Source organism: Acidovorax sp. KPB24-07 (assembly GCF_057543315.1).
Genome location: NZ_BAAJYS010000026.1, coordinates 1 through 21,057, shown reverse-complemented (window position 1 = coordinate 21,057; position 21,057 = coordinate 1). Strand labels below are relative to the sequence as shown.

At 64.6% G+C, this 21,057-nt stretch carries 20 protein-coding genes and 3 pseudogenes; 12 read left to right on the top strand and 11 right to left on the bottom strand.

Annotated elements, in window-relative coordinates; translation table 11 throughout:
- Positions 1-32: 32 nt before the first annotated feature.
- The 5 genes from AC27IQ_RS05665 (at position 33) to AC27IQ_RS05645 (ending at position 6,250) form a co-directional block, all read left to right on the top strand.
- On the top strand, positions 33-539 hold the full coding sequence (locus AC27IQ_RS05665; protein WP_487088790.1) for a hypothetical protein: 507 nt from the start codon (positions 33-35) through the stop codon (positions 537-539).
- Between the two features lie 2 nt (positions 540-541).
- A complete protein-coding gene (gene glnL / locus AC27IQ_RS05660) occupies positions 542-1,618 on the top strand; it encodes a nitrogen regulation protein NR(II) (protein ID WP_487088788.1) in 1,077 nt (358 codons plus the stop codon).
- A gap of 42 nt (positions 1,619-1,660) precedes the next feature.
- Positions 1,661-3,277: a nitrogen regulation protein NR(I) gene (ntrC, locus tag AC27IQ_RS05655; protein ID WP_284411661.1), complete on the top strand. Its 1,617-nt coding sequence runs from the start codon at positions 1,661-1,663 to the stop codon at positions 3,275-3,277.
- A 196-nt stretch (positions 3,278-3,473) separates the two neighbouring features.
- Positions 3,474-4,442: a ferritin-like domain-containing protein gene (locus tag AC27IQ_RS05650; protein ID WP_284411663.1), complete on the top strand. Its 969-nt coding sequence runs from the start codon at positions 3,474-3,476 to the stop codon at positions 4,440-4,442.
- 278 nt (positions 4,443-4,720) lie between these two features.
- Positions 4,721-6,250 carry a hypothetical protein gene (locus AC27IQ_RS05645; protein WP_487088785.1) on the top strand — a complete coding sequence of 510 codons (1,530 nt, stop codon included), beginning with the start codon at positions 4,721-4,723 and terminating at the stop codon, positions 6,248-6,250.
- Between the two features lie 36 nt (positions 6,251-6,286).
- Here AC27IQ_RS05645 and xth read toward each other — a convergent pair whose 3' ends face one another.
- The 5 genes and pseudogenes from xth to AC27IQ_RS05620 form a co-directional block, all read right to left on the bottom strand.
- Positions 6,287-7,063, bottom strand: a complete 777-nt coding sequence (gene xth / locus AC27IQ_RS05640) for an exodeoxyribonuclease III (RefSeq protein WP_487088783.1) — start codon at positions 7,061-7,063, stop codon at positions 6,287-6,289.
- Positions 7,063-7,464 carry a helix-turn-helix domain-containing protein gene (locus AC27IQ_RS05635; protein WP_487088781.1) on the bottom strand — a complete coding sequence of 134 codons (402 nt, stop codon included), beginning with the start codon at positions 7,462-7,464 and terminating at the stop codon, positions 7,063-7,065. Before AC27IQ_RS05635 ends, xth begins: the two co-directional genes overlap by 1 nt.
- A 195-nt stretch (positions 7,465-7,659) precedes the next feature.
- Positions 7,660-8,094 carry a hypothetical protein gene (locus tag AC27IQ_RS05630; protein ID WP_487088779.1) on the bottom strand — a complete coding sequence of 145 codons (435 nt, stop codon included), beginning with the start codon at positions 8,092-8,094 and terminating at the stop codon, positions 7,660-7,662.
- A gap of 55 nt (positions 8,095-8,149) precedes the next feature.
- A pseudogene (locus tag AC27IQ_RS05625) lies at positions 8,150-8,248 on the bottom strand (IS5/IS1182 family transposase); the annotation flags it as partial.
- Between the two features lie 595 nt (positions 8,249-8,843).
- Positions 8,844-9,272, bottom strand: coding sequence for a hypothetical protein (locus AC27IQ_RS05620; RefSeq protein WP_487088777.1), 429 nt, complete (start codon positions 9,270-9,272; stop codon positions 8,844-8,846).
- Between the two features lie 33 nt (positions 9,273-9,305).
- Here AC27IQ_RS05620 and AC27IQ_RS05615 point away from each other — a divergent pair.
- The 6 genes and pseudogenes from AC27IQ_RS05615 to AC27IQ_RS05590 all read left to right on the top strand — a co-directional run.
- Positions 9,306-9,431, top strand: a pseudogene (locus tag AC27IQ_RS05615) (recombination-associated protein RdgC); the annotation flags it as partial.
- A 51-nt stretch (positions 9,432-9,482) separates the two neighbouring features.
- Positions 9,483-9,755, top strand: coding sequence for a hypothetical protein (locus tag AC27IQ_RS05610; protein WP_487088775.1), 273 nt, complete (start codon positions 9,483-9,485; stop codon positions 9,753-9,755).
- A gap of 105 nt (positions 9,756-9,860) precedes the next feature.
- Complete coding sequence (locus AC27IQ_RS05605; RefSeq protein WP_487088803.1) at positions 9,861-10,169, top strand: hypothetical protein; 309 nt, start codon at positions 9,861-9,863, stop codon at positions 10,167-10,169.
- A 50-nt stretch (positions 10,170-10,219) separates the two neighbouring features.
- On the top strand, positions 10,220-11,398 hold the full coding sequence (locus AC27IQ_RS05600) for a hypothetical protein (RefSeq protein WP_487088774.1): 1,179 nt from the start codon (positions 10,220-10,222) through the stop codon (positions 11,396-11,398).
- A gap of 255 nt (positions 11,399-11,653) precedes the next feature.
- The gene (locus AC27IQ_RS05595; protein WP_487088801.1) at positions 11,654-12,121 is read left to right on the top strand and encodes a terminase small subunit-like protein; all 468 of its coding nucleotides are present in this window, start codon (positions 11,654-11,656) and stop codon (positions 12,119-12,121) included.
- Between the two features lies 1 nt (position 12,122).
- The gene (locus AC27IQ_RS05590) at positions 12,123-12,437 is read left to right on the top strand and encodes a phage terminase large subunit (protein ID WP_487088772.1); all 315 of its coding nucleotides are present in this window, start codon (positions 12,123-12,125) and stop codon (positions 12,435-12,437) included.
- Here the strand turns inward: AC27IQ_RS05590 and AC27IQ_RS05585 are convergent.
- The 6 genes and pseudogenes from AC27IQ_RS05585 to AC27IQ_RS05560 all read right to left on the bottom strand — a co-directional run.
- Positions 12,374-12,985 (bottom strand): annotated as a pseudogene (locus tag AC27IQ_RS05585) (transposase); the annotation flags it as partial. The gene AC27IQ_RS05590 and the pseudogene AC27IQ_RS05585 sit on opposite strands and share 64 nt — an antisense overlap.
- A 114-nt stretch (positions 12,986-13,099) precedes the next feature.
- Positions 13,100-13,522, bottom strand: a complete 423-nt coding sequence (locus AC27IQ_RS05580) for a hypothetical protein (protein ID WP_487088770.1) — start codon at positions 13,520-13,522, stop codon at positions 13,100-13,102.
- Positions 13,523-13,850: 328 nt separating this feature from the next.
- Positions 13,851-14,336, bottom strand: coding sequence for an Arm DNA-binding domain-containing protein (locus AC27IQ_RS05575; protein ID WP_487088768.1), 486 nt, complete (start codon positions 14,334-14,336; stop codon positions 13,851-13,853).
- 31 nt (positions 14,337-14,367) lie between these two features.
- Positions 14,368-15,168: an IS5 family transposase gene (locus tag AC27IQ_RS05570; protein WP_487088766.1), complete on the bottom strand. Its 801-nt coding sequence runs from the start codon at positions 15,166-15,168 to the stop codon at positions 14,368-14,370.
- A 536-nt stretch (positions 15,169-15,704) separates the two neighbouring features.
- A complete protein-coding gene (locus AC27IQ_RS05565) occupies positions 15,705-16,073 on the bottom strand; it encodes a response regulator (RefSeq protein ID WP_284427740.1) in 369 nt (122 codons plus the stop codon).
- A gap of 130 nt (positions 16,074-16,203) precedes the next feature.
- Complete coding sequence (locus tag AC27IQ_RS05560; RefSeq protein WP_284431521.1) at positions 16,204-17,277, bottom strand: mechanosensitive ion channel family protein; 1,074 nt, start codon at positions 17,275-17,277, stop codon at positions 16,204-16,206.
- Positions 17,278-17,666: 389 nt separating this feature from the next.
- On the opposite strand from AC27IQ_RS05560, the gene AC27IQ_RS05555 reads away from it, so the two are divergent.
- The coding region (locus AC27IQ_RS05555) for a PAS domain S-box protein (protein WP_487088763.1) at positions 17,667-21,057 on the top strand (3,391 nt) is incomplete at its 3' end.

Below are 21,057 nucleotides of genomic sequence, written 5' to 3'. Positions count from 1 at the left end.
CATGCCGCCGGCATGCCTTGCGAGGAACCTGAATGAAAAAAACACTCATCGCACTGATGGCCATCGCCGCCGTGGCGCCCGCCGCGTGGTCGCAGGATCGCATCTACCGCTGCGGCAATGAATACACCAACAATGCCAGCCAGGCCAAGGAGCGTGGCTGCAAACTGGTCGAAGGCGGCAATGTGACGGTCGTGCAGGGTGCGCGGCCAGGCGGGACGCCAGCGGCCTCGGGTGGCAGCGCGCCGAGCGCCAGCACCTCGCCCGCCAACGCCCCCCGGGTGGACACCAACGACCAGCGCGCGAGGGACTCCGATGCGCGCGCCATCCTGGAAGCCGAACTACGCAAGGCCGAGGCACGTCAGGCCGAGATCGCCAAGGAATACAACAACGGCGAGCCCCAGCGCACGGCCCTCGAACTGCGCAACCCCCAATTGTGGATGGAGCGCACCGCCGAGCTGAAGGCCAGCCTCGCCCGCGCGGACAGCGATGTGGCCGGCATCAAGCGCGAACTCGCCCGCCTGCCCGCGGCCAGTCGCTGAGCGTGGTGGCTTCTTCCAAACCCGATACGGCGCGCTACCAGGCGCTGGACCTCGTGTCCACGCTCGTGGCCGTGCTGCAACCCGACGGGGCCGTGCTGTTCGCCAATGCGTCCCTGGAGAACATGCTGGGGCTGTCGCGGCGCACGCTCGAAGGCTCTGACTTCAGCGGCTATTTTTCCGACCCGGCGCTGCTGCAGACAGCCCTTGCCGGAGCGCGCGGACAGGACTTCGCCGCGCTGCGCTTCGAGGCCGCGCTGCGCCGTGCACAGCAGCAGGATGCGATGCCCGTTCATGTGCACCTGGCGGTCGCAGAGCACACCGGCGAGATCCTGGTCGAGCTGTGGCCCCTGGAGGCTCAGGCCCGGCAGGACCGCGAGGAGCGCCTGCGTGAACAGGCGCTGGCCAACAAGGAGCTGATCCGCAACCTGGCGCACGAGATTAAGAACCCCCTGGGCGGCATTCGCGGCGCGGCGCAGTTGCTGGAGATGGAGCTCGACAATCCCGAGCTCACCGAATACACCCAGGTCATCATCCACGAGGCGGACCGGCTGCAGAGCCTGGTGGATCGGCTGCTGGCACCGCACCGCCATCCGCACCTGGTGGGCGACGTGAACATCCACGAGGTGTGCGAGCGTGTACGGTCGCTGGTGCTGGTCGAGTACCCGCAGGGGCTGCGAGTGCAGCGTGACTACGACACCTCCATTCCCGAGTTCCGCGGCGACCGCGCACAACTCATCCAGGCGCTGCTGAACATCGTGCAGAACGCGGCGCAGGTGCTCACGGATCGCATCGGCGTGGGCGACGCGCTGATCACGTTGAGCACACGCGTGGCGCGCCAGGTCACCTTCGGCCGGCAGCGTTATCGGCTGGCACTGGAATTGCATGTCATCGACAACGGACCGGGCGTGCCCGAAGCCATCAAGGAGCGGATTTTCTATCCCTTGGTGACAGGGCGTGATGGGGGATCGGGGTTGGGGCTGACGCTGGCGCAAACCTTTGTGCAGCGGCACCACGGATTAATCGAGTGCGACAGCGTGCCGGGTCGCACCGATTTCCGAATCCTCATTCCCTTGCCTTGAGGTCCCGATAAGCAATCCATGGGAACAAGGTAGAACCAACACATGAAGCCGATCTGGATAGTAGATGACGACCCCTCGATCCGCTTCGTCCTAGAGAAGGCGCTGGCACGCGAGAGCTTGCCGACGCGCAGCTTCACCCACCCGCGCGAGGTGCTGGAAGCGCTGGCTGAAATCACCCCCGGCGATCCCGAGCGGCAAGGTCCGCAGGTGCTGGTGAGCGACATCCGCATGCCGGGTGGCTCGGGCCTGCAACTGCTGGAGAAAGTGCGCGAACAGCAGCCGGGCCTGCCCGTCATCATCATGACGGCGTATTCCGATCTGGACAGCGCGGTCTCGGCCTTCCAGCGCGGCGCTTTCGAATATCTTCCCAAGCCCTTCGACCTGCCCAAGGCGGTGGAGTTGATCCGCCGCGCCGTCGAAGAAAGCCAGCGCGAAGAAGTCACCGAAGAGCGCCAGACCGCCACCCCTGAAATGCTGGGACAGGCCCCGGCCATGCAGGACGTGTTCCGGGCGATCGGGCGGCTGAGCCAGAGCCAGGTCACGGTGCTCATCACCGGCGAATCGGGTTCTGGCAAGGAGCTGGTAGCGCGCGCGCTGCACAAGCATTCGCCCGTGGCCGGCGGCCCCTTCGTGGCCATCAACACCGCGGCCATCCCGAAAGACCTGCTGGAGAGTGAACTGTTCGGCCACGAGCGCGGCGCCTTCACCGGCGCGCAGACGCAGCGGCGCGGGCGCTTCGAGCAGGCGGAAGGCGGCACGCTGTTCCTTGATGAAATCGGCGACATGCCGTTCGACCTGCAGACGCGGCTGCTGCGCGTGCTGTCCGATGGCCAGTTCTACCGGGTAGGTGGCCATGCCGGCGTCAAGGCCCACGTGCGCGTGATCGCGGCGACCCACCAGGACCTGGAACGCCGGGTGAAGGACGGCGTGTTCCGTGAAGACCTTTTCCACCGCCTCAACGTCATCCGGCTGCGCCTGCCCGCGCTGCGCGAGCGCCATGAAGACGTGCCCATGCTGACGCGGCATTTCCTGCAGCAGAGCGCGCGGCAACTGGGCGTGGAACCCAAGCGCATCTCCGACGCCGCGCTCGTCCGGCTGGGCCAGTTCGGCTTTCCTGGCAACGTGCGGCAGCTGGAGAACATCTGCCACTGGCTGACCGTGATGGCGCCGGCGCAGGTGATCTCGCTGCAGGACCTCCCGCCCGAAGTGCTGGAGGCGCCCGTGGCGGCGGCGCCACTGGAAGCTGCACCGGCCGTGCCTGAGCCGCGCAGCGAGGCGCCGGTTTCCACGCTGGCGGCCCCGGCTTTACAAGGCACTGCACCGGCCATTCCTGCGGCGGCGGTGCCCCGGGAAGACCGGGTGTTTGCCGCACCGGCCCTGGGGACGGCCTTCCCGCCGGCCGGGGCGTCGCAGGCGATCCTGGCGGACTCGCCGGGTTGGGAGCAGGCGCTGGAGGCCGAGGCGCACAAGCTGCTGTCCGGGGGGCAGACCGAGGTCTGGGATGCGCTGTCGCGGCGTTTCGAGTCGCGCCTCATCCGCACGGCGCTGGCCGCCACGCACGGCCGGCGCATGGAGGCGGCGCAGCGCCTGGGCATTGGCCGCAACACCATCACGCGCAAGATCCAGGAGCTGGGCCTGGACGCGCCCGAAGATGCATGAAAAAAAAGGCCTCCACGGCAATGAAAATGCCGGCATGTAGCTATTAATTTTGTAGCAAAGAAGCAATATTCGGCCAGTGTTTTCACACAGGCCTGTGCAGGCACGAGTCCTACAGGCGTGCGGTGCACAGGCCGACCTCCGGCGCAATGGATGCCTTGAAGAATGAAGGCACTGTTCAACCAACCGGAGTTACTTCATGTCCGATTTCAACGATGCAAACCGCGACCCTCTGACCAACGAGCCTGGCGCGCACCCCGTGGGCACCGGCGTCGGCGCTGCTGGTGGCGCAATGGCGGGAGCGGCGGCCGGTGCCTTCGGCGGCCCGATCGGCGCGGCCGTCGGCGGTGTGGCGGGTGCCGTGGTCGGCGGTCTGGCCGGCAAGGCCGCCGCCGAGTCGGTCAACCCCACCGTGGAAGATGCCTACTGGCGTGAAAGCTACGACCGCGAGCCCTACTACGTGAAGGGCCGCGCCTATGACGAATACCGTCCCGCCTACGAGCTGGGCTGGAGTTCGGTTGGCCGCTACGACGGCGATTTCGACGCCGTCGAACCCAACCTGGCCCGCGATTGGGGCACGGCACGTTCCACCAGCCGCCTCGAGTGGGAAGAGGCCCGCCCCGCTGCCCGCGCCGCCTGGGAGCGCGCAGGCCGTGGCACCACGCTGGGCTCCGACTCCGCTTACGGCAACACCTACGACAACACCACTGCCCTGGTGGACAACGACGACGTGGTCGATGTGCTGGACGACCTGCTCGAATCCTGCCGCGACGGCGAGTACGGCTTCAAGGCATCGGCCGAGCATGCCGACTCGCCTGAACTGAAGGGCATCTTCCTGCGCCACGCCAGCGAATGTGCGGCGGCCGCCACCGAGTTGGAGCGCGAGATCCGCAACCATGGCGGCGAGCCTTCCAGCGGTGGTTCCATGTCCGGCGCACTGCACCGCGGCTGGGTGTCCGTGAAGGCGGCGATGTCCACCCGTGACGACAAGGCGGTGCTGGAAGAGTGCGAGCGCGGCGAAGACGCGGCCGTGGCCCGTTACCGCAAGGCGCTGAAGGCTTCCCTGCCGGCGAACGTGCGTGCCATGGTGGAACGCCAGGCCGAGGGCGCACAGCGCAACCACGACGAAGTGCGTGCCTTGCGCAATCGCTTCCAGGCTGCGGCATAACGCTTGTATAGCCGGTTCTGCGAAAGCTGAGGAGCCGCTGTCACCGCCACCGCGGTGACCATGGCGGCGTCCATTTCGCTGCAACCCAATACCCCCAAAGCCCCGGACCCGGGGCTTTTTTTTCGTCTGCGGGCAATTCCTCACATCCGTTCGCATCGTGCTGCGGCGCTTCGCCTGGGGGCTTTGAACGGTCCATGGACGAACCCTAGAGTGAGCGGTTCACCGGTGTTGTAACAACCCGGTCGACCATTTCGTTCACAACACAAGGGGGGGATTTCATGAACGCAATCTACAGCAGCCCGGTATCCGCACGGCGACCGGTCCCCGAGCGGGGTCAGAGCTTTCCTGGTGCCGATCGGCGCGAGGTCAATGCCAACAGGGCTGAGCCCCAGCAACGCTCCCGTACGCGCACCACGGTGTCTTCCGACGGGCTGCAGCCGCTTTTTCCGCGCTCTGGCCGGGTGAACGGCGGTGCCGCCATGCCTTCGCCCCGGGCCGAATTGCCGCGCCCATCGGGGCTGGTGCAGCCGGCCGGAGACGTACATGCCGCCGCGCCTGGGTCAATCTTCCTGGAGGCCGCTTCGTTCGTCGAGGTTGACCTGTCCGACAGTGTGTCCGATCAGACATCGGTCTATTTCTCTGGCAGAACGTCTCCCCCTCGGGAGGAGGCATTGCATGACGTTGTCGAGGACACCATCGCCGCTCTCCTGGGCCCGGCCGTCGCGCAGGCACCGGACGTGGTCGCGCGGCTGGAGCGCAACACCGAAGTGCTTTTCACGAAAGGCATCGACACCCCGAAGAAGCTCCACGATTTCCTGAGCCAGGCGTGGCGGCACGATGCGGTGCTGAGTTTTATCGGGATGGGCTTTGCCGATGGCGCGGGCTACATGGCCGGCATGACGGCGGCCAACGAAAAGCTGGTGGCGATGCTGCCGTTGACGCTGCTCAGGAATCCCTCGCTGCTGGGGCTGGCGGTGGGCGTCGGCGTGGGCGCGGTCGATGTGTTCACCAGCGTGGTGGGCGGGGCCATCATCAAGCCCGGCATCTACAACGACTATGGCGGCAACGCCCGGTTGCCGGCGTCGTTGCGGCCGGATCCGCACGCGGAGATTCTGAAGAACGCGGGCGTTTCGGCGGGTCTCAACGTGGCCAAGAACCTGCCCAGGACGGTGGAGCCCTACATCCAGGCTGCCATCGAGGGCCGGGGCGACCACAGCGTGAACCGTGCCTGGGCGGACCGCATCGACGCGACTTTCATCGATGGGTTCGGCGGCATGCTGGCCGCCGGGGCGAAAAACGTGATGAAGCTGTCGCAGACGGTGCCATATGACGCCCGCATGCTGCTGCGCGACGACCTGCCCGAAGTCATCGACAAGACCCAGACCTCCTGGGGCGACAGGATCAAGGCCATGGGCCCGTCGGCGCTGCAGGGCGCCAAATCCCTGGTGACCTCGCCCGTGCCGGTCGCGGTGGTGGCCACGGTGGGCCTGTTTGCGTCCGAGCTCTTTGCCGCCAACGCCAGCATCGACCTCGCAGGATCGCCGGCATCGCTGCCCCCCGACCGGGCCGATGCCGGCATGCTGGCGGGCAAGCGGGCCTCGTCGGTCATGCTGTTCGGACTCATGTCGGGGTTGATCGAAATCGGGGTCCCGTATGTGGCCCAGGGCGGTGCATACGCCGCCCGGAAAATCCAGGACGGCTGGCAGCAGGCGCCCAACGTGATGGCCTGGGCGCAGGAGCGCCTGGGGCCCACCGCCCGCAGGCCGCTGGATGTGGAAATGGGGCTGGCGGGCACGGCCCGTCGCTGACCCCCGCTGGCCCGCGAGGGGCCGCGGCTTCGTTGGTTAGTCCAGCGTGGCGACGACCGGCGCGTGGTCGCTGGGCTGCGGGTTCTTGCGCGGCGCGCGGTCGATCGTGCAAGCGGTCACGCGCGCCCGCAGCGCTTCGCTCACCAGGATGTGGTCGATGCGCAGGCCGCGGTTCTTCTGGAAGCCCAGCATGCGGTAGTCCCACCACGAGTAGCTCTTTTCGGGCTGGTCGAACAGTCTGTAGGCGTCGGTCAGGCCCAGTTGCAGCAGCTGCTGGAAATGGCCGCGTTCCTCCACGGTGTGGTGGATGGTGTCCTTGAGGCCCACCGGATCGAACGAGTCGCGGTCTTCGGGGGCCACGTTGAAATCGCCCAGCAGGGCCAGGCGCGGGTGCGCCTGCAGTTCCTCACGCAGCCAGCGGTGCAGCGCTTCGAGCCACAGCATCTTGTAGGCGAATTTTTCCGACCCTGGCGCCTGGCCGTTGACGAAATAACCATTCACCAGCCGCAGGGGGCCGTCCGGGGTGTCCAGGGTGGCGGCGATCACGCGGGCCTGCGCGTCTTCGTGGGCGGGGATGTTCCGCACCACGTCGCGCAGCGGGGTGCGGCTCAGGATGGCAACGCCGTTGTAGGTTTTCTGGCCGAAGGCCACCGCGTGGTAGCCGATCTCCTTCAACGCGTCATGGGGAAACTTTTCGTCCACCAGCTTCAGTTCCTGCAAGCACAGCGCGTCCACGGGGTTGTCGGCGAGCCAGGCGATCACCTGGGGCAGGCGCACGGAGAGAGAGTTGATGTTCCATGTGGCAATTTGCATTACTGTTCCAATGCCTTATTAATCAAAGGCTTAGATGTGGTTAATCGGCGATAGGGTGGCTGGCTACCCGGCCAGCTACCCAACTCTGCTGCGCTTGGAGCGCGGAAGATCGACGGGTCCAATCCTACCCATCGCTGCGCGCTTCGAGCTGCTGGATGTACCGATTCATGCTGGCTGCGGTGATCCCGCTCGCCCAGCTTGACCAGCACCAGCTTCTTGTCCTTCACGAGGCGGTAAACCGTGGAGCGTGAACCGTCCAGCTTCTGGCAGGCCCGAGCGATCCGGTACAACAGGTGGGACGGCTCGGTGAGCGTGTCCACCTGCGGTGGCGGTGTGCGATGAGGTGACGGGAACGTGTGCACGCGGCGATTACCGGCGGCTGGTTGGTTTGCTTTGGTCACTGCGGTGCTCTCCGCGGCTGAGCCAGGCGAATTGCGGCGGGTTGCCCGCCTCTTTGTATGTGGTCCACAAGGCCGCGCCTTCATCGCAGCGCTCGTGGCGGGGGCTGATGCCAGCGGCGACGCACTGCTGACGGGTGAGGTGGTGTAGCCGGTAGGCGCGGTCTGCCGCGGACCAGTCGGGGGCTGTGGAGTTGGTCATCGACGCCCCTGGATGTGCTTGGCAATCAACGCGGCCACCTGCCGGGACAGGTCGCTTTCCAGCAGCGCGTGCAGGGCGTCGATAGGCATGCGGCGCATTGCCGTCTCGGAGATGGCATAGGCCCAGTCACCATTTGCCAACTGCACGCGCACATGCAGGCCCATATCGGTCTGCCGCTTTTCCGTCTCCAGCACCAGCGCATGCATGCTCTCCAGCTTTACATGCACGGGCTCGTGCAAGGTGGCCCACAGGAAGTCGCCCATTGGCTCCCTGGGCGCGATGGCGAACGATTGCTGCCCTTGCTGCAGTCTGATCGGGACGGCTTGGGGCGGCAGAGCCACGCTGTCACCAAGGATGTAGCGCGCCTCATCGACAGCGTTTATCAGGAGGCGTTTCTCCTCTGAGACTTTGCGCAACTGCGCGCCGTCCATCGCCCTGCTGTGTTCCAGCTCCGCGATCCGCGCGCGCGCACGCCGCCGCTGGTTTTCGGCGCTGCGGTGCAGTCTCTTCCATCAGCGTCAGGTAGGGGCCAGCGAAACTCCATTCTTCGTCGCTGACATCCGTCGGGTGGGGCTTGCGGGGCATGCCCGCACTCTAGCTTCACCGATCCCGGATTACTCAAAGTGCATAACACGCTCTAGGTCTATCCCCGTGCTTGACCTTCCAAACTGGGCTGCTACCCACGCAGTCTTTACAGTCACGACCGCTCTTCAGAGTTGCAGCACGAATTGGAGATTAACCCGGGAAAGCCTGTGAAACACCTGTTTGGTCTAGTTGACGAGTTGGGCGCAGCAGTGGCACACGCTCGGAGTGATATCGAAGCTGAGATCAGTCGACTTGGAGGGGCCATCCCTGCCATGTCTGTAGAAGTGGCTGGTGTGATCCATGTCAGCGGCCTCTGTGTTCCTGCAAAGTAGGTTCTGTCTAGGCCACGTCCAGGTTGCATTGCCTGGATGACCGTATGCTGGTTTAGGCGACCGGCATCGGTTGATGCAGCGCACGGCACGATGTCTGGCCTGTGCTCTGGCCTGGCCTGGCCTGGCCTATGGTTAGGCTGCAGTCTTGGCTTACTCGGTCAGTGTTAAGACGGCGCTGCGGCAACGCAGGTCGCCGACTTGCATCACGTCGAACGTGCTGTCCTAAATGTCGGCTTCGTCGGCCCAGCAGAGTGAGGGGGACTTCACCGGCTGTGCTTTTCAGCGGCGGTTGGCGCTACGGGATTGCACATCGCGTCGATGTGCGAGTTGATGAGGGGAGAGGCAAGATTCAGCGCGGCGCGCACGAGCCGGTAGGCGTCGGGCTGGCGTGTCTTGTCCGAGTGGGCTTCGACCCAGCGCGCAGCCTCAACGACCTTCAGCAGGATCTGAAACGCTCGGGCGTCCGAAGGGCTCGCCACAGCAATCTCCGGGCGGGGGTGCTCATCGAGGCGAACGCTGCCCTCGTCCGGGTATTCCTGCAGCCAGCAGAAGAGGCCCGCCGGTTCGACGCCATTTCTGGTTTTTCTGGCTGGCCCCGGATGCACGCACACGGTGGAAGCCAGCTGCTCGGCGGAGCCTGCCGGTACGATAAGGCTCAGGGCGTCTCGGAGCTGGTAGCCATTGATGGCCACTACCGAGAACTGCGAGACGTAGGCCTGTGTTTGGATGCCCGTCTGCTGGTGCTGGACACTGCGAGCCAGGCACGCGCGGACGAGGTGGTCACGTTGCTGGTGGAGGCGCTGCCAGGGCTCTCGGTGGCACTGCGGGGTAAGAAAAAACTTACACAAGCCTTCTAAAAAAAATTATGTTGCAAACGCAACATTCATTTTTCAGGGGGCACGATGGACGAGAAGATCGAGCGCTTCAATGCGATGCGCAGCGAGCTGCTGACGGTTGAGGCGGCGCTGGCGAACCACAAGCGCGATTACGTGGTGGACGGTGTGAGCTGCCCACTGAAAACCCGCGTTGCCCTGGATGCCAGGCGCGCCGATCTGAAGCTGGCCCTGCACCTGCTGCGCCCTGAAATCGTCGCGCTGCAGGAGGAAGCGAAGGCCTTCAAGTACCAAACGTTCCTGCACCACCTCGTCCCAACTGTGCAAGGCTGCTGGCCGTGACGACATGGTGGCAAAGGCGCAAGAGGCCTCGCGCAAGGCGCTTGCGCAGTCGGGCCGGGGTGAGGCCTACCGCGCAATGACTTGAGGGAGTAGGCCGTGAGCAACATGCACGACCCGATCAACTGGACAGCGGGCCAATTGGGCACGCGCCAGGAGCAGGACAAGCCCCGTCAGAACAATCCGAGGCCGGCCGGCGTGATCCGGTCAGGCAGCGGCACCGACGTGCTGCTGCGCTATCTGCGGCATAGCCCGGGCCGCTGGTTCTACCATTACGAGTTGGTGATGGCGCTGGGCCGCTCCAAGGGGGAAATCGACTGGGCGCTGCAGTTCCTCAGGGACCAGAGGCACATCAAGTCTGAAGAGGTCGCGCTACCCGGGCGTAAGTCAGTCTTTCGTTATTCGTTGTGCAAATGAAGTCGTAGCGTTCAGCATTACACTTTTTAAAAATTAGCAAAGTGTGAATTATGGAAAATCCATACCCTGCCGCTGCAGTCAATTCCAAGGAACTCTTCACTAAGGTTCAGAGGGTTCGTGATGCATATATAACGCTGCTTAACCTCAATGAGGGGGCACCGCCTAAATCTGTGATGGAGCCGGCTAGCGCTATCGCAGAAAGACTAAGTAGCTTCTACGAGCGCTGGCATAAGAATAATATTGATCTTGCAGTTGACAGCGCGGATGCAGTAGGTATCTATGGACATTCGATAGCTGATGAGTGGCAGAAATCGAGTTCTTTGAAAAATATCGGAAAGGAAATTGCAGATAGCCTCAGGGATGCAAGCCAGGATTTAAGGATGTATGCCGCCGCTCATGTAGGTGGCCATCCTACACCTCCTCCTCCTTTCGACGACTCTATGGTTCCGGCAGCACTGCTGCATTCTTTTGACGCAATCGACAAGAGGTATGCTGGACTCGCCGGAGTTGCGGAGAAAACTGAGAGGCAGATTGCGGTCATAGAGGCACGCCTTCAGGCTCTCGGAGAGATTGCGGATGCGTCTGCGCAACGGGTGGAGGCGCTCACTGCTTCACAAGCAGATATCTTTCGCAAAGAGCTAAACGAGCAAGTCGAAGATATACGCGGCAATTTCACTGCGGTGTCTAGCACTCTCAATGAACAGCTTGTTGCTTTCGAAGGGTATAAGAACCAAGCATTGAAAATGCTTGACCAAATGGCCGCGACGACCTTATCCGGAGGCTATGTCGGAAGTTCGGCGAAAGAGGAGTCGTCGGCGAATCTCTTTCGGTGGTTCTCCATTGGGCTGATGGGGGCGACACTTCTGTTTCTAGGAGGCACGCTGTTTGAACTGTCGTTCGCTGGTCTGGAGTGGAGGACCGGTGCGATACGGGTTGCCATTTCGCTCTTGATGGCTGTCCCTACCGCGTATTTGGCGCGTGAATCTGCGAAGCACCGTGCGCAAGCTGTAGAGTTGCGCAGGACTTCTCTCGACTTTTCTGTCCTAGAGCCATTCCTTAAAACTGTGGAAGGTGAGGCCGGCGCAAAACTTCGCGCCGAGCTGGCTCTCCGCGTTTTCTTTCGGGGTGGCAAATCAGATGAAGCTCCATCGTATGGCTTAGATCCTCAAGCCATCATCATCAAAGGAATGGACACCATTGCGGACTTGGCAAAACAGCGGAAAGCCTGACCAGTTGGCAGTTTCAGCCCGTAAGAATGCTTAGCCCTGGCATCCCGCTAACCGATCCCGAGCAAGCCCCGAGCTGTAGAGCGCCAGGGCTTGTCCTTGCCGGTGCGCCCCTGTAGCCGTGCCAAGCCTGTCAGCTTCGCGGCATGACAAAACCAACCCCAAAGCCTGCCAAGCCCGTGAAGGCCAAAAGCAAGGCGGGGGCAGCACGCAAGAGCCCGCCCCCTCGTAAGAGCCCCTCAACTCGGGCCGCTCCCAATCGTTATAGCCCTGCGGTGCGACAGCATCTGCACGCTCTTATCGACGGGCAATAGCCTGCGCTCGATCTGCGCGATGCTAGGAATGCTGGGTGTGGCGACGGTGCTGCGCTGGTTGACCGAGGATGACAAGACCGCATTCAAGGACCAATACATGCGCGCGCGAGGCGCAGGCGGATTTTATGGCCGAGGACATTCTGGCCATTGCCGACGAAGAGTGCACCATGGTGAAGGCCGACAAGCACGGCTCAAACGACGACGACGAGAGGAACACGGAAGAGGTGTTGATCCCACTTCTGTCGCCCGCAACCGTCTGCGCGTCGATGCCCGCAAGTGGCTCGCCAGCAAGATGGCCCCCAAGAAGTACGGCGACAAGATTGAGGCGGTGCACACCGGGCCGGATGGCGGTGCCCTGCAGATCGCCAGCACGGTGACGTTCGTGCGCCCGCAGGTCCGCAAAGAGGATTGACGTGCTGGCGGTGAATCTACAGCTTCCCGAGAAGCTGGCCGGCTTGTATGAACCGTACCGATACAAGGTGTTGCAAGGCGGGCGCGGCGGCGGGAAGTCTCACGGCGTGGCCGAGGTGCTGCTCGACCTGGGCGCAAGGAAGCCCCTGCGTATCTTCTGCGCGCGCGAAATCCAGAAGTCGATGCGCGACTCTGTGCACCGGCTGCTGAAGGACAAAATCGTCAAGCTGGGGCTGACGTCTTTCTATGAGGTCCTGGACACGGAGATTCGCGGCGCCAATGGTGCGCTAATCCTGTGCGGGGCTGCACGCCGGTAGCCGTAGCTGGGCAACTGCGCAATCTCCTGGCGCAGTTCGGCGAGCAGTTCGGCATCCCCACTGGGCGTGCGGTGCCTGCGGCCATCGGTCCAGTCTTCATCGCGCACCAGCAGGTCGCACACGTGCGAGCGCGCTAGCCCCATCGTCCGGCAGACCGTCTTCACTGGTCGTCCCCGGGCAACAAGGGCGAGCGCGCAATCCACTTTTTTTGTCGCGGCGTACTCCACGGCTTCCTTGAGAATTTCGTTCTCCAGGGTCTTCTTGCCGAGCACGCGCTGGAGTTTGGCGATCTCCGCGCGAGCGGCAGCCAGCTCCGATGCCGGCACCACCGCCTCACCTGCAGACACGGCCGTCAACGCTCCCTGGCGTTCGAGCCTGCGCCATTGGAACAGCAGCCCCGCCGAAACGCCTTCTTGGCGGGCCACCAGCGACACGCTCATGCCTGGCTCGTAGGTGCGCCGCACCAGGGCCGCTTTCTCAGCCAGGGACCAGCGCCTGCGGCGCTGGTCCTTCACCACTACCTCTACTGACTCCGTATGCCTAGTCATATGCACAGTCCTGTTCCTATCTCCAAAGATAAGTGACAGGACGGGGCCGGGGAATCAGGGAGCTATCTCAGAGGGAGAGCCCCGCTATCAGCGCATTTCAAAAAGATCCTGCCGTTATTGTTTGGCCGGCTGTGCCAAAACAGTGATTTCTCGCACTATGAACCTACCAAACGAAGGCGTGTGAACAGGTTGATCCATCGGCTCAACAACCGGCTGAGTGTATATAGGAGTGCCTTTGACAATGGGTATGGGCGCGGCACTGAAGCTGCTTCTGGGTCTATCAACACTCAAATCCGTTCTCAACCAGAAGCTTGTGCCTTCCATCGAAATCAATAGTTGATTGGCGCTAATGATTTCTGTAGTGACGAAGGGAGTGTCGTAATCCGAAATGCCGCTAGTTATCTGGCCATCTCCAACGTGGAAATCTGACAACGTGGTAGGTCGATCCAGCCGATCAACCACGAGCCGAAGTTTTCCTCCAGTTGGCTTGTCTAGGAACACTGAATCGAACGAATCCGCCAGAAGTTTGAATTTCATTGAACGTGGGGAATGTGGGGAATCTGGGTATCAATCGATTGATGATGCCAGATCGTTAGCCAAGTCGTCTTAGCGCGTGCCAAGCCTGCCAACATGCCCGCATGGCTCATTCTATGGAATACGATTTCGCTGTTGTTCTGCCCTTTGTTCAGGCCCGCGTGCCTGGGCTGGCGTGTGCGCAGGATGCCCGCGCCATCGGGCTACGCCGGGACGGCGACCTAGTGGGCGGGATGCTCTACGAGGGTTTAACGGCCGAAATCTGTGGATGCACGTTGCCTCAGAGCCTGGGGCGCGATGGCTCAATCGGTCTTTCCTTCGTGCCTGCTTTCTATACCCCTTCTCGATTTGTGGCGTTGTCCATGGAGTTCACCTTCGTCACCTTCCACGACCCGAACCGAGGCAACACGATCTGGTCGAAGTCGGCGTTCCGGTAGTTGATGGTGCCCTGGGCGTACAAGGGCACGAGCAGGCGCTTTTCGCGGAAGTCGGCGACCAGCTCGCGGATGGTCCACTCTGCCGCTTCCCGGCCCTTGCGCTCCTGCTTTTCTGCGGCGGGGTCCGCTCCGCAATCAATCGAAGCGCGGATGCTGCGGGCCAGTTCGCGCGCAGCGGATAGTGAAGTGTCGGGGTAGTTTCCGATGGCCAGTTCTTTGCGCCGGCCGCCTGGCAGACGGTAGCGAAGAACCCAGGAGGCGGTGCCTCCGGCCGAAAGCGTGAATGTCAGCCCATCGCCATCCGACTTTGCGATGGGCTCGCCTTTGGTAATCCACCGTCTTATTTGCAGGTCTGAAAGCGTGTGTGTGACCTTCGGCATCTTGATATCCCAATTGGGTAGCTAGAGCGTGTTATGAACTTCCCGCCGCAGCTAGCACCCGTGCAGCGGCGGGCAACATGAGCACTGCAAACACCAGAAAATGCAGCCCGCCGAGCACTTCCGGCAACCGCACATAGTCCCGGCAGAGCCCGCGGAACCTCGCCAGCCAACCAAAGCTTCGCTCCACCACCCAGCGCCGCGGCAGCAGTACAAAGCCTTTCTTCGCCTCGGGCAGCTTCACGATCTGCAGATCGATGCCGTTGTCCTGCGCCGCCTTGGATGCCGCCTTACCCGTGTAGCCTTGGTCTGCCCAGGCCCGTTGCACCGTATGGCCAGTGGCCTGCTGCACGTCCTCGCACAACTGGTGCACCTGAGCGCGCTCTTGCTCGTCGGCCGGCGTGACATGTACCGCCAGGAGATGGCCCAGCGTGTCCACGGCCATGTGCACCTTGCTGCCTCGCTTGCGTTTGTAGCCGTCATAGCCTGCACGTGGGCCACTCTCGCAACTCGATTGCAGCGTTCGCCCGTCCATCACCACGGCGCTGGGCTGGCCCTGGCGCCCTTGGGCCACGCGGATGATGGAGCGCAGATCAGAGACCATGGCCTCGAAGCAGCCCGCATCCAGCCACCGCCGGCTCTGCTGGTAAACCGCTTCCCAGGGCGGCAGATCGTTGGGCAGCATCCGCCAGGGCGCTCCCGCGCGCACCAGCCAGCGCAGCGCGTTGAAGACTTCTCGCAGATCATGCTCGCGCTGGGGCGCGTGCTGGTCCATCAGGCTCAGGTAAGGCGCTTGCGGGGCATCTGCAAACTCTACCCTTGGCTTCGCTCTCACGGAGCAAAGTTCATAACACGCTCTAGCAGTGTAGCTACCCACTGGGCTACCCAACGGGGCCGCGCCACTATGACACGTTATCAAACGTTATGAACCAATAATCCCATTGAAATCAACGACTTGCGGAGGTATCTGGTGCATTAAAAAAACGCCCTGAATCAACGATTGATGTTCCATGTGGCAAGTTTCATGTTCGACCCATCTTGTTGGCGCACGCGCCGTTCGTCTTCGGAGCATCCCCCGCCTGCGGCCATGTGGCTTCGCGCGGGGATGAGTCCGCCGATTTTCCCCCGGGTGGGCTCCGCCCGCGCGAAATCGCTGGGCGAGGGGTCGCGGTGGTGTCGGGGAGGGCCGAGTGCCGTGCCGCTTGTGGGTCGAGAAGGCCTGTAATGCCCGTGGAAGGAGGCCTGAGTGGTAGCGCGGGTAAACCGAAGGCGGCAGGCCGCGCGGCGGAGACCGAATGCGTCGGAAAGAAAGGGAAGGGGGCTTATGCGCGGCACCTTGAAACCGCAACCTTCGCCCCGCAGCGAAAGCGTTCAGCGCAGCGGCGACAGAATGCCCGTGAGGCGCCGCCAATCGACGGGCTTGAGAAAGTGGTGGTCCACTACCGCCAGCAGTTCGGTGACGCGGTCGTTGGTGTCCGTCCAGCCGGTCAGGGCGATCAGGACGATATCGTCGTTGTGCTTGTCGCGCACGCGCCGCGCCAGTTCCAGGCCATCCATGCCTGGCATGTCGAAATCCAGCAGCACGCAGGCCGGCTGGTGCTTTTCGATGTAGTTCAGCGCGTCCGCGCCGCTGTTGGCAATCGCAGCGGTAAAACCATCCAGTTGGAGGGCCATCGCTGCCAGCTCCGCCGTCTCGGGATGATCGTCCACCACCAGTATTTCCGCCGCCCTTTGGGTCATTCCGCTCGTCTTTCTAGTAACTGCGTTTTATACCTGCAAGCGCTCCAACCGCCTATGTCAAAAGACATGGCATGGCCGCCAGCGCCGCGTGGCAAACGGAGTTCCTGCAATAGGGGTTTGTGGGTGGTCGTCACGGCGACGGGGCGAGCGATGCGTCGGCACGCGCGGTCTCCTGCGGGCCACGCACCTGCGGCAGGCAGTCCGGGTATTCGCGCTGGATGAAGGTGACCAGCGCCTCGCGCACGCGGCAGCGCAGGTCGAACGCCAGGCCCGACGATCGGGCCGAGACCAGCACGCGGATCTGGATGGTGCGCTCGGTCACGTCGGTGAGCTGCAGCACGCTCACGCGCCGGTCCCATTCCGGAGCCGTCTCCAGGACGCGGCTCAGTTCGGCGCGCAGCGGGTCCAGCGGCAGGCGGTAGTCCGCGAACAGGAACACGGTGCCCAGGATCTGCGAGCTGGTCCGTGTCCAGTTCTGAAAGGGGTTCTCGATGAACCACTGCAGCGGGATGATCAGCCGCCGCTCGTCCCAGATGGCCAGCACCACGTAGGTGCCCGTGATCTCTTCCACGCGGCCCCATTCTCCCTGCACGATCAGCACGTCGTCGATGCGGATGGGCTGGGCGAGCGCGATCTGCAGGCCCGCGATGATGTTGCTGAACACGGGCCGTGCCGCGATACCGGCCACGATGCCGACCACGCCGGCCGAGGCCAGCAGGCTGGCGCCCACCTGCCGTGCGCCAGGAAAGGTCATGAGCATGAGCGATACCGCGGCCATCACCACGCCCGTCATGGCGGTGCGTGACAGCACCCGGGCCTGCGTGGCCACGCGGCGCGCCGTCAGGTTGTCTTCCACGTTCGCCGGGTAGCGGGCGATGAGTCCGTCCGCCACTCCGCCGATGGCGGCGATCAGCGCCCAGGCTGTCACCGCGATGAGCGCCAGCCCCGTGAGGTGCCGCACCGTGCCGAGGTGGGGCAGCGTATCGGCCGCGGCCACCCAGACCAATTGCGTGGCGAACAGGGGCAGCAGCACGCGCATGGCGGGGACGCAGGCCTGCACGACGGTCTGCAGTACGGGCAGCCCGCGCGTGGCCCGCAGGGCGAGCAGCGCGGCGATGCGGTGGGCCATGGCACCGGCCATGGCGGCCAGGCTGGCGCCGAGCAAGGTGGCGAGCCAGGGGGAGAGGGACAGGAAATCCAGCATCGTCGAGGGGGCTCCTTTGGATGGGGTGGCAAGAAAAGAAACGGCAGCGAGATGGGCGGGCCGCTTCGGGGCGGCCGCTCGCCGGCCGGGCGAGATGGGAAGCGAACAGGACCGGTTGACAACCCCGGTTTTGACAGGGCGGTGCCCTGGCCGCAGCGGGCCGGGCGCGGGTACATCCCGATTGTCCAAAAACGGCTTGGAAGTAAAAGGTTCCAAGAACTGTTACGTTTTGACATACTGCAGGGCGCGTGCCCCTCAGGCATGTCCTGACCAGTGTGTGTGTCCTGCCGTGATGGAAGGTTCAAAGCGACTGTGATGGTGTCTCCACGAATGCATAGCGAGCGCGCTACCTGCGCGACCGCCTTCGGCCCCCGGGGCCGGCCAGCGGCATGGGGTACCGGCCCATGGCGGTGAGCACCCGCTCCGGCGGCATCGGCGGCCTGCACGACCACGCCATGGGCGACGCGCGGTGGCGCCGTGGGGCCGCGCTGGTCATCGCCATGGCGCTGCTCGGTGCGTGGCTGGTGGTCGAAACCGTGGCGCACGTGCGTGCCTCGGGCCGGGGGGAAGAGCGCAGCCGCCAGCTGGCGCACACGGCCGATTCGCTGCTCAACCAGAGCATGGGCAGCCCGATCCTCGGTGCCGTGACGCTGCTGGGGCTCAGCGAGCCCGCGCTGAAAGAGGTGGCGACCGGCGAGCTGCCCCCCGATGCGCCCGAGGCGCTCGCCCGCCTGGCCGTGGTGCGCGGCCGGTTCCTCATGAGCGGCGTGTACGTGCTGTCGCGCGATGGCACCGTGGTGGCGCACGAGACGCCGGGCGCGCCGTCCACCGGCATCAACCTGGCCTACCGGCCGTATTTCAAGCAGGCCATCCGGGGCGGCGTGAACGTGTACCCGGCCCTGGGCAGCAACACGCAGGAGCGCGGCCTGTACTACGCCGCGCCGCTGTACGAGGGCGATTCGCCGGCCAGCGCCATCATCGGCGTGGTGATGGTCAAGGTGTCGTTCGACGCGTTCGATGCGCAGATGGCCCGCTCGGGCTACCCCATGCTGCTGATGTCGCCCAAGGGCGTGGCCTTTTCGGCCACCCGGCCTGAATGGCGCTACGCCATGGCGCCGCCGCTCACCCAGGCACGCATCGATGCCGTGCGCGACCAGCGGCAGTTCGGCAAGGTCTTCGACAACGGCGTGGCGTCGGCGCTGCCGTTTCGGCTCGATGCGCGCGAGGTGGTGGTGAACGGGACGACCTACGCGCTCGAAAAGCACCCCCTCGACTGGAAGGACCCCGACGGCACCTGGCAGCTTGTCGCGCTGGACGATTTGAGCGCGCTGCTGCCCCCGTCGCGGCGCTGGCTGATCGGCGGCGGTACGTTCGCCCTGCTGCTGTTCATGGGCGGGATGATGCTGGAGATGCTGCGCCACCGCGCCCGCATGACGTCCGCGATGGAGCGGTTCCAGGTGCTGGGCGCGGCGCTGCAGACCAGCCCGGTGGCGGTGGTCATCACCGACGCGCAGGGGCGCATCGAGTGGGTCAACACCGAGTACGAGCGCAACAGCGGCCGCACGCTGCAGGAGGTGCGTGGCCGCAAGCCCTCGGTCATCTCCAGCGGCCAGACGCCACCCGAGACCTACCAGCAACTGTGGGCGCGGCTGCTGTCGGGCCAGTCCTGGCGCGGCGAATTCATCAACCGCCGGGCGGACGGCACCCTGTTCCATGAAGAGGCGACGCTCTCGCCTGTGTTCGACCAGCGGGGCCGGCGCATCGCCATCGTCGGGCTGCACGAGGACGTCACCGACCGCATCACCGCCCACCACGAACTGCAGCGGCGCGAGCGCCTGCTCAACGACCTGCTGGCCCAGCAGACCGCCATCTTCGACAACGCGCCGCCCATCCTGCTGGTGTGCGACGGCGTGTTCCGCCAGTTCAACCCGGCATTCGCCGAGTTGATGAAAGGCTCGGCCACCGAGTTGCTCGGCCACTCCGTGTCGCGGATGTTCGGCGGCGCGCAGGGCCATGGCGTGTTTCTGGAGCGCACCGGCGCCCGGCTGGCGGCGGGCGAGGCGGTCCGGGAGGTCTGCACGCTGCACCGACTGGACGGCACGACGTTCGAGGCCCGCGTGTCCGGCCGCGGCCTGGAGATGGACGGCTTCAGCGATTCGTGCCTGTGGGTGATCGAGGACGTGAGCGAGGCGCGCGCGGCCGAGGAAGCCATGCGCGAGATCAACGACCGCCTGGCGCTGGCGCAGGAGGCCGGCAAGGTGGGCGTGTTCGACCTGGACCTGGCCTCGGACCGGCTGGTGTGGAGCGACAAGCTCGAATCCCTGTACGGCGTGCCGCCGCAGCCCCAAGGGCGAAGCCTGCAGGACTGGCTCGACCGCCTGCACCCCGAGGACCGGGCCCGCGCCCAGGCGCGCATCGACAGCGCCCTGGCTGGCAGCGACGGCCAGTTGCAGGACTCCTGGCGCGTGGTGCGGCACGATGGCGAGGTGCGCTGGTTCCTGTGCGCGGCGCGCATCATCCGCGACGACGAAGGCCGCGCGCGGCGACTGATCGGCGTGCAGGTGGACGTGAACGACCAGAAGCTGCTGGAGGCGCAGGTGGCCGAGCAGCTGGTGTTCCAGCAGGCGCTCATCGACGCGATTCCCGTGCCGCTGTTCTACAAGGACGCGGAGGGGCGCTACGTGGGTTTCAACCGCGCCTACGAGCGCGCCTTCGGCGTGCGGCGCGACGACCTCATCGGCCGCACCGTGCTGGACCTGCATTACCTGTCCGAGGCCGAGCGCGCCGCCTTCGACTCCGATGCGCAGTTCGCGCTGAGCGGCGCGCAGTCGGTGCACAAGGAGGTGGACCTGCCCTATGCCGACGGCGAGATCCACCACACGCTGTTCTGGCTGCATGGGTTCCAGAGGCCCGATGGCACGCCGGGCGGCGTGATCGGCACCTTCGTGGACATCACCGACCGCCAGCGGGCCGAGCGCGAGCTGCGCCGCGCCAAGGAGATGGCGGAGGAGACCACCGCGCTCAAATCCAACTTCCTGGCCAACATGAGCCACGAGATCCGCACGCCGATGAACGCCATCATCGGCATGTCGCACCTGGCGCTCAAATCGGGCCTCACGCCGCGCCAGAGCGACTACGTCTCCAAGATCCAGCAGGCCGGCCAGCACCTGCTGGGCGTGATCAACGACATCCTGGATTTCTCCAAGATCGAGGCCGGCAAGCTCATCGTCGAAAAGCAGCCCTTCGTGCTCGACCGCATGCTGGAGGGCGTGGCCGACGTGGTGGGCTACAAGGCGGGCGTGAAGGGACTGGAGCTGGTGCTCGATGCCGCCGCCGACGTGCCCGCGCACCTGGTGGGCGATGCGTTGCGGCTGGGGCAGATCCTCATCAACTTCGCCAACAACGCCATCAAGTTCACCGAGCGCGGCGAGATCCACATCCTGGTGCGCGTGCTCGAGCGCGCGGGCCAGCGCGTGCTGCTGCGCTTTGAGGTGCGCGACACCGGCATCGGCATGACCCCCGAGCAGATGGGGCGGCTGTTCCAGAGCTTCCAGCAGGCCGATGCATCCACCACGCGGCGCTACGGCGGCACCGGCCTGGGCCTGGCCATCTGCAAGAACTTGGCCGAACTCATGGGCGGCGAGGTGGGTGCCGAGAGCGAACCCGGCAAGGGCTCGGCCTTCTGGGTGACGCTGCCGCTCGATTGCGGCATGACCGTTTCCGCACTGCGGCCGCCGCCCGGCGTGCGAGGGCGCCGCGTGCTGGTGGTGGACGACAACC

Excerpts from the sequence above, each read along its gene's own strand:
- AC27IQ_RS05665 (WP_487088790.1), top strand. The coding sequence starts at position 33 with ATGAAAAAAACACTCATCGCACTGATGGCCATCGCCGCCGTGGCGCCC.
- ntrC (WP_284411661.1), top strand. The coding sequence starts at position 1,661 with ATGAAGCCGATCTGGATAGTAGATGACGACCCCTCGATCCGCTTCGTC.
- AC27IQ_RS05650 (WP_284411663.1), top strand. The coding sequence starts at position 3,474 with ATGTCCGATTTCAACGATGCAAACCGCGACCCTCTGACCAACGAGCCT.
- AC27IQ_RS05645 (WP_487088785.1), top strand. The coding sequence starts at position 4,721 with ATGAACGCAATCTACAGCAGCCCGGTATCCGCACGGCGACCGGTCCCC.
- xth (WP_487088783.1), bottom strand. The coding sequence starts at position 7,063 with ATGCAAATTGCCACATGGAACATCAACTCTCTCTCCGTGCGCCTGCCC.
- AC27IQ_RS05630 (WP_487088779.1), bottom strand. The coding sequence starts at position 8,094 with ATGGACGGCGCGCAGTTGCGCAAAGTCTCAGAGGAGAAACGCCTCCTG.
- AC27IQ_RS05610 (WP_487088775.1), top strand. The coding sequence starts at position 9,483 with ATGGACGAGAAGATCGAGCGCTTCAATGCGATGCGCAGCGAGCTGCTG.
- AC27IQ_RS05605 (WP_487088803.1), top strand. The coding sequence starts at position 9,861 with ATGCACGACCCGATCAACTGGACAGCGGGCCAATTGGGCACGCGCCAG.
- AC27IQ_RS05600 (WP_487088774.1), top strand. The coding sequence starts at position 10,220 with ATGGAAAATCCATACCCTGCCGCTGCAGTCAATTCCAAGGAACTCTTC.
- AC27IQ_RS05580 (WP_487088770.1), bottom strand. The coding sequence starts at position 13,522 with ATGAAATTCAAACTTCTGGCGGATTCGTTCGATTCAGTGTTCCTAGAC.
- AC27IQ_RS05575 (WP_487088768.1), bottom strand. The coding sequence starts at position 14,336 with ATGCCGAAGGTCACACACACGCTTTCAGACCTGCAAATAAGACGGTGG.
- AC27IQ_RS05565 (WP_284427740.1), bottom strand. The coding sequence starts at position 16,073 with ATGACCCAAAGGGCGGCGGAAATACTGGTGGTGGACGATCATCCCGAG.
- AC27IQ_RS05560 (WP_284431521.1), bottom strand. The coding sequence starts at position 17,277 with ATGCTGGATTTCCTGTCCCTCTCCCCCTGGCTCGCCACCTTGCTCGGC.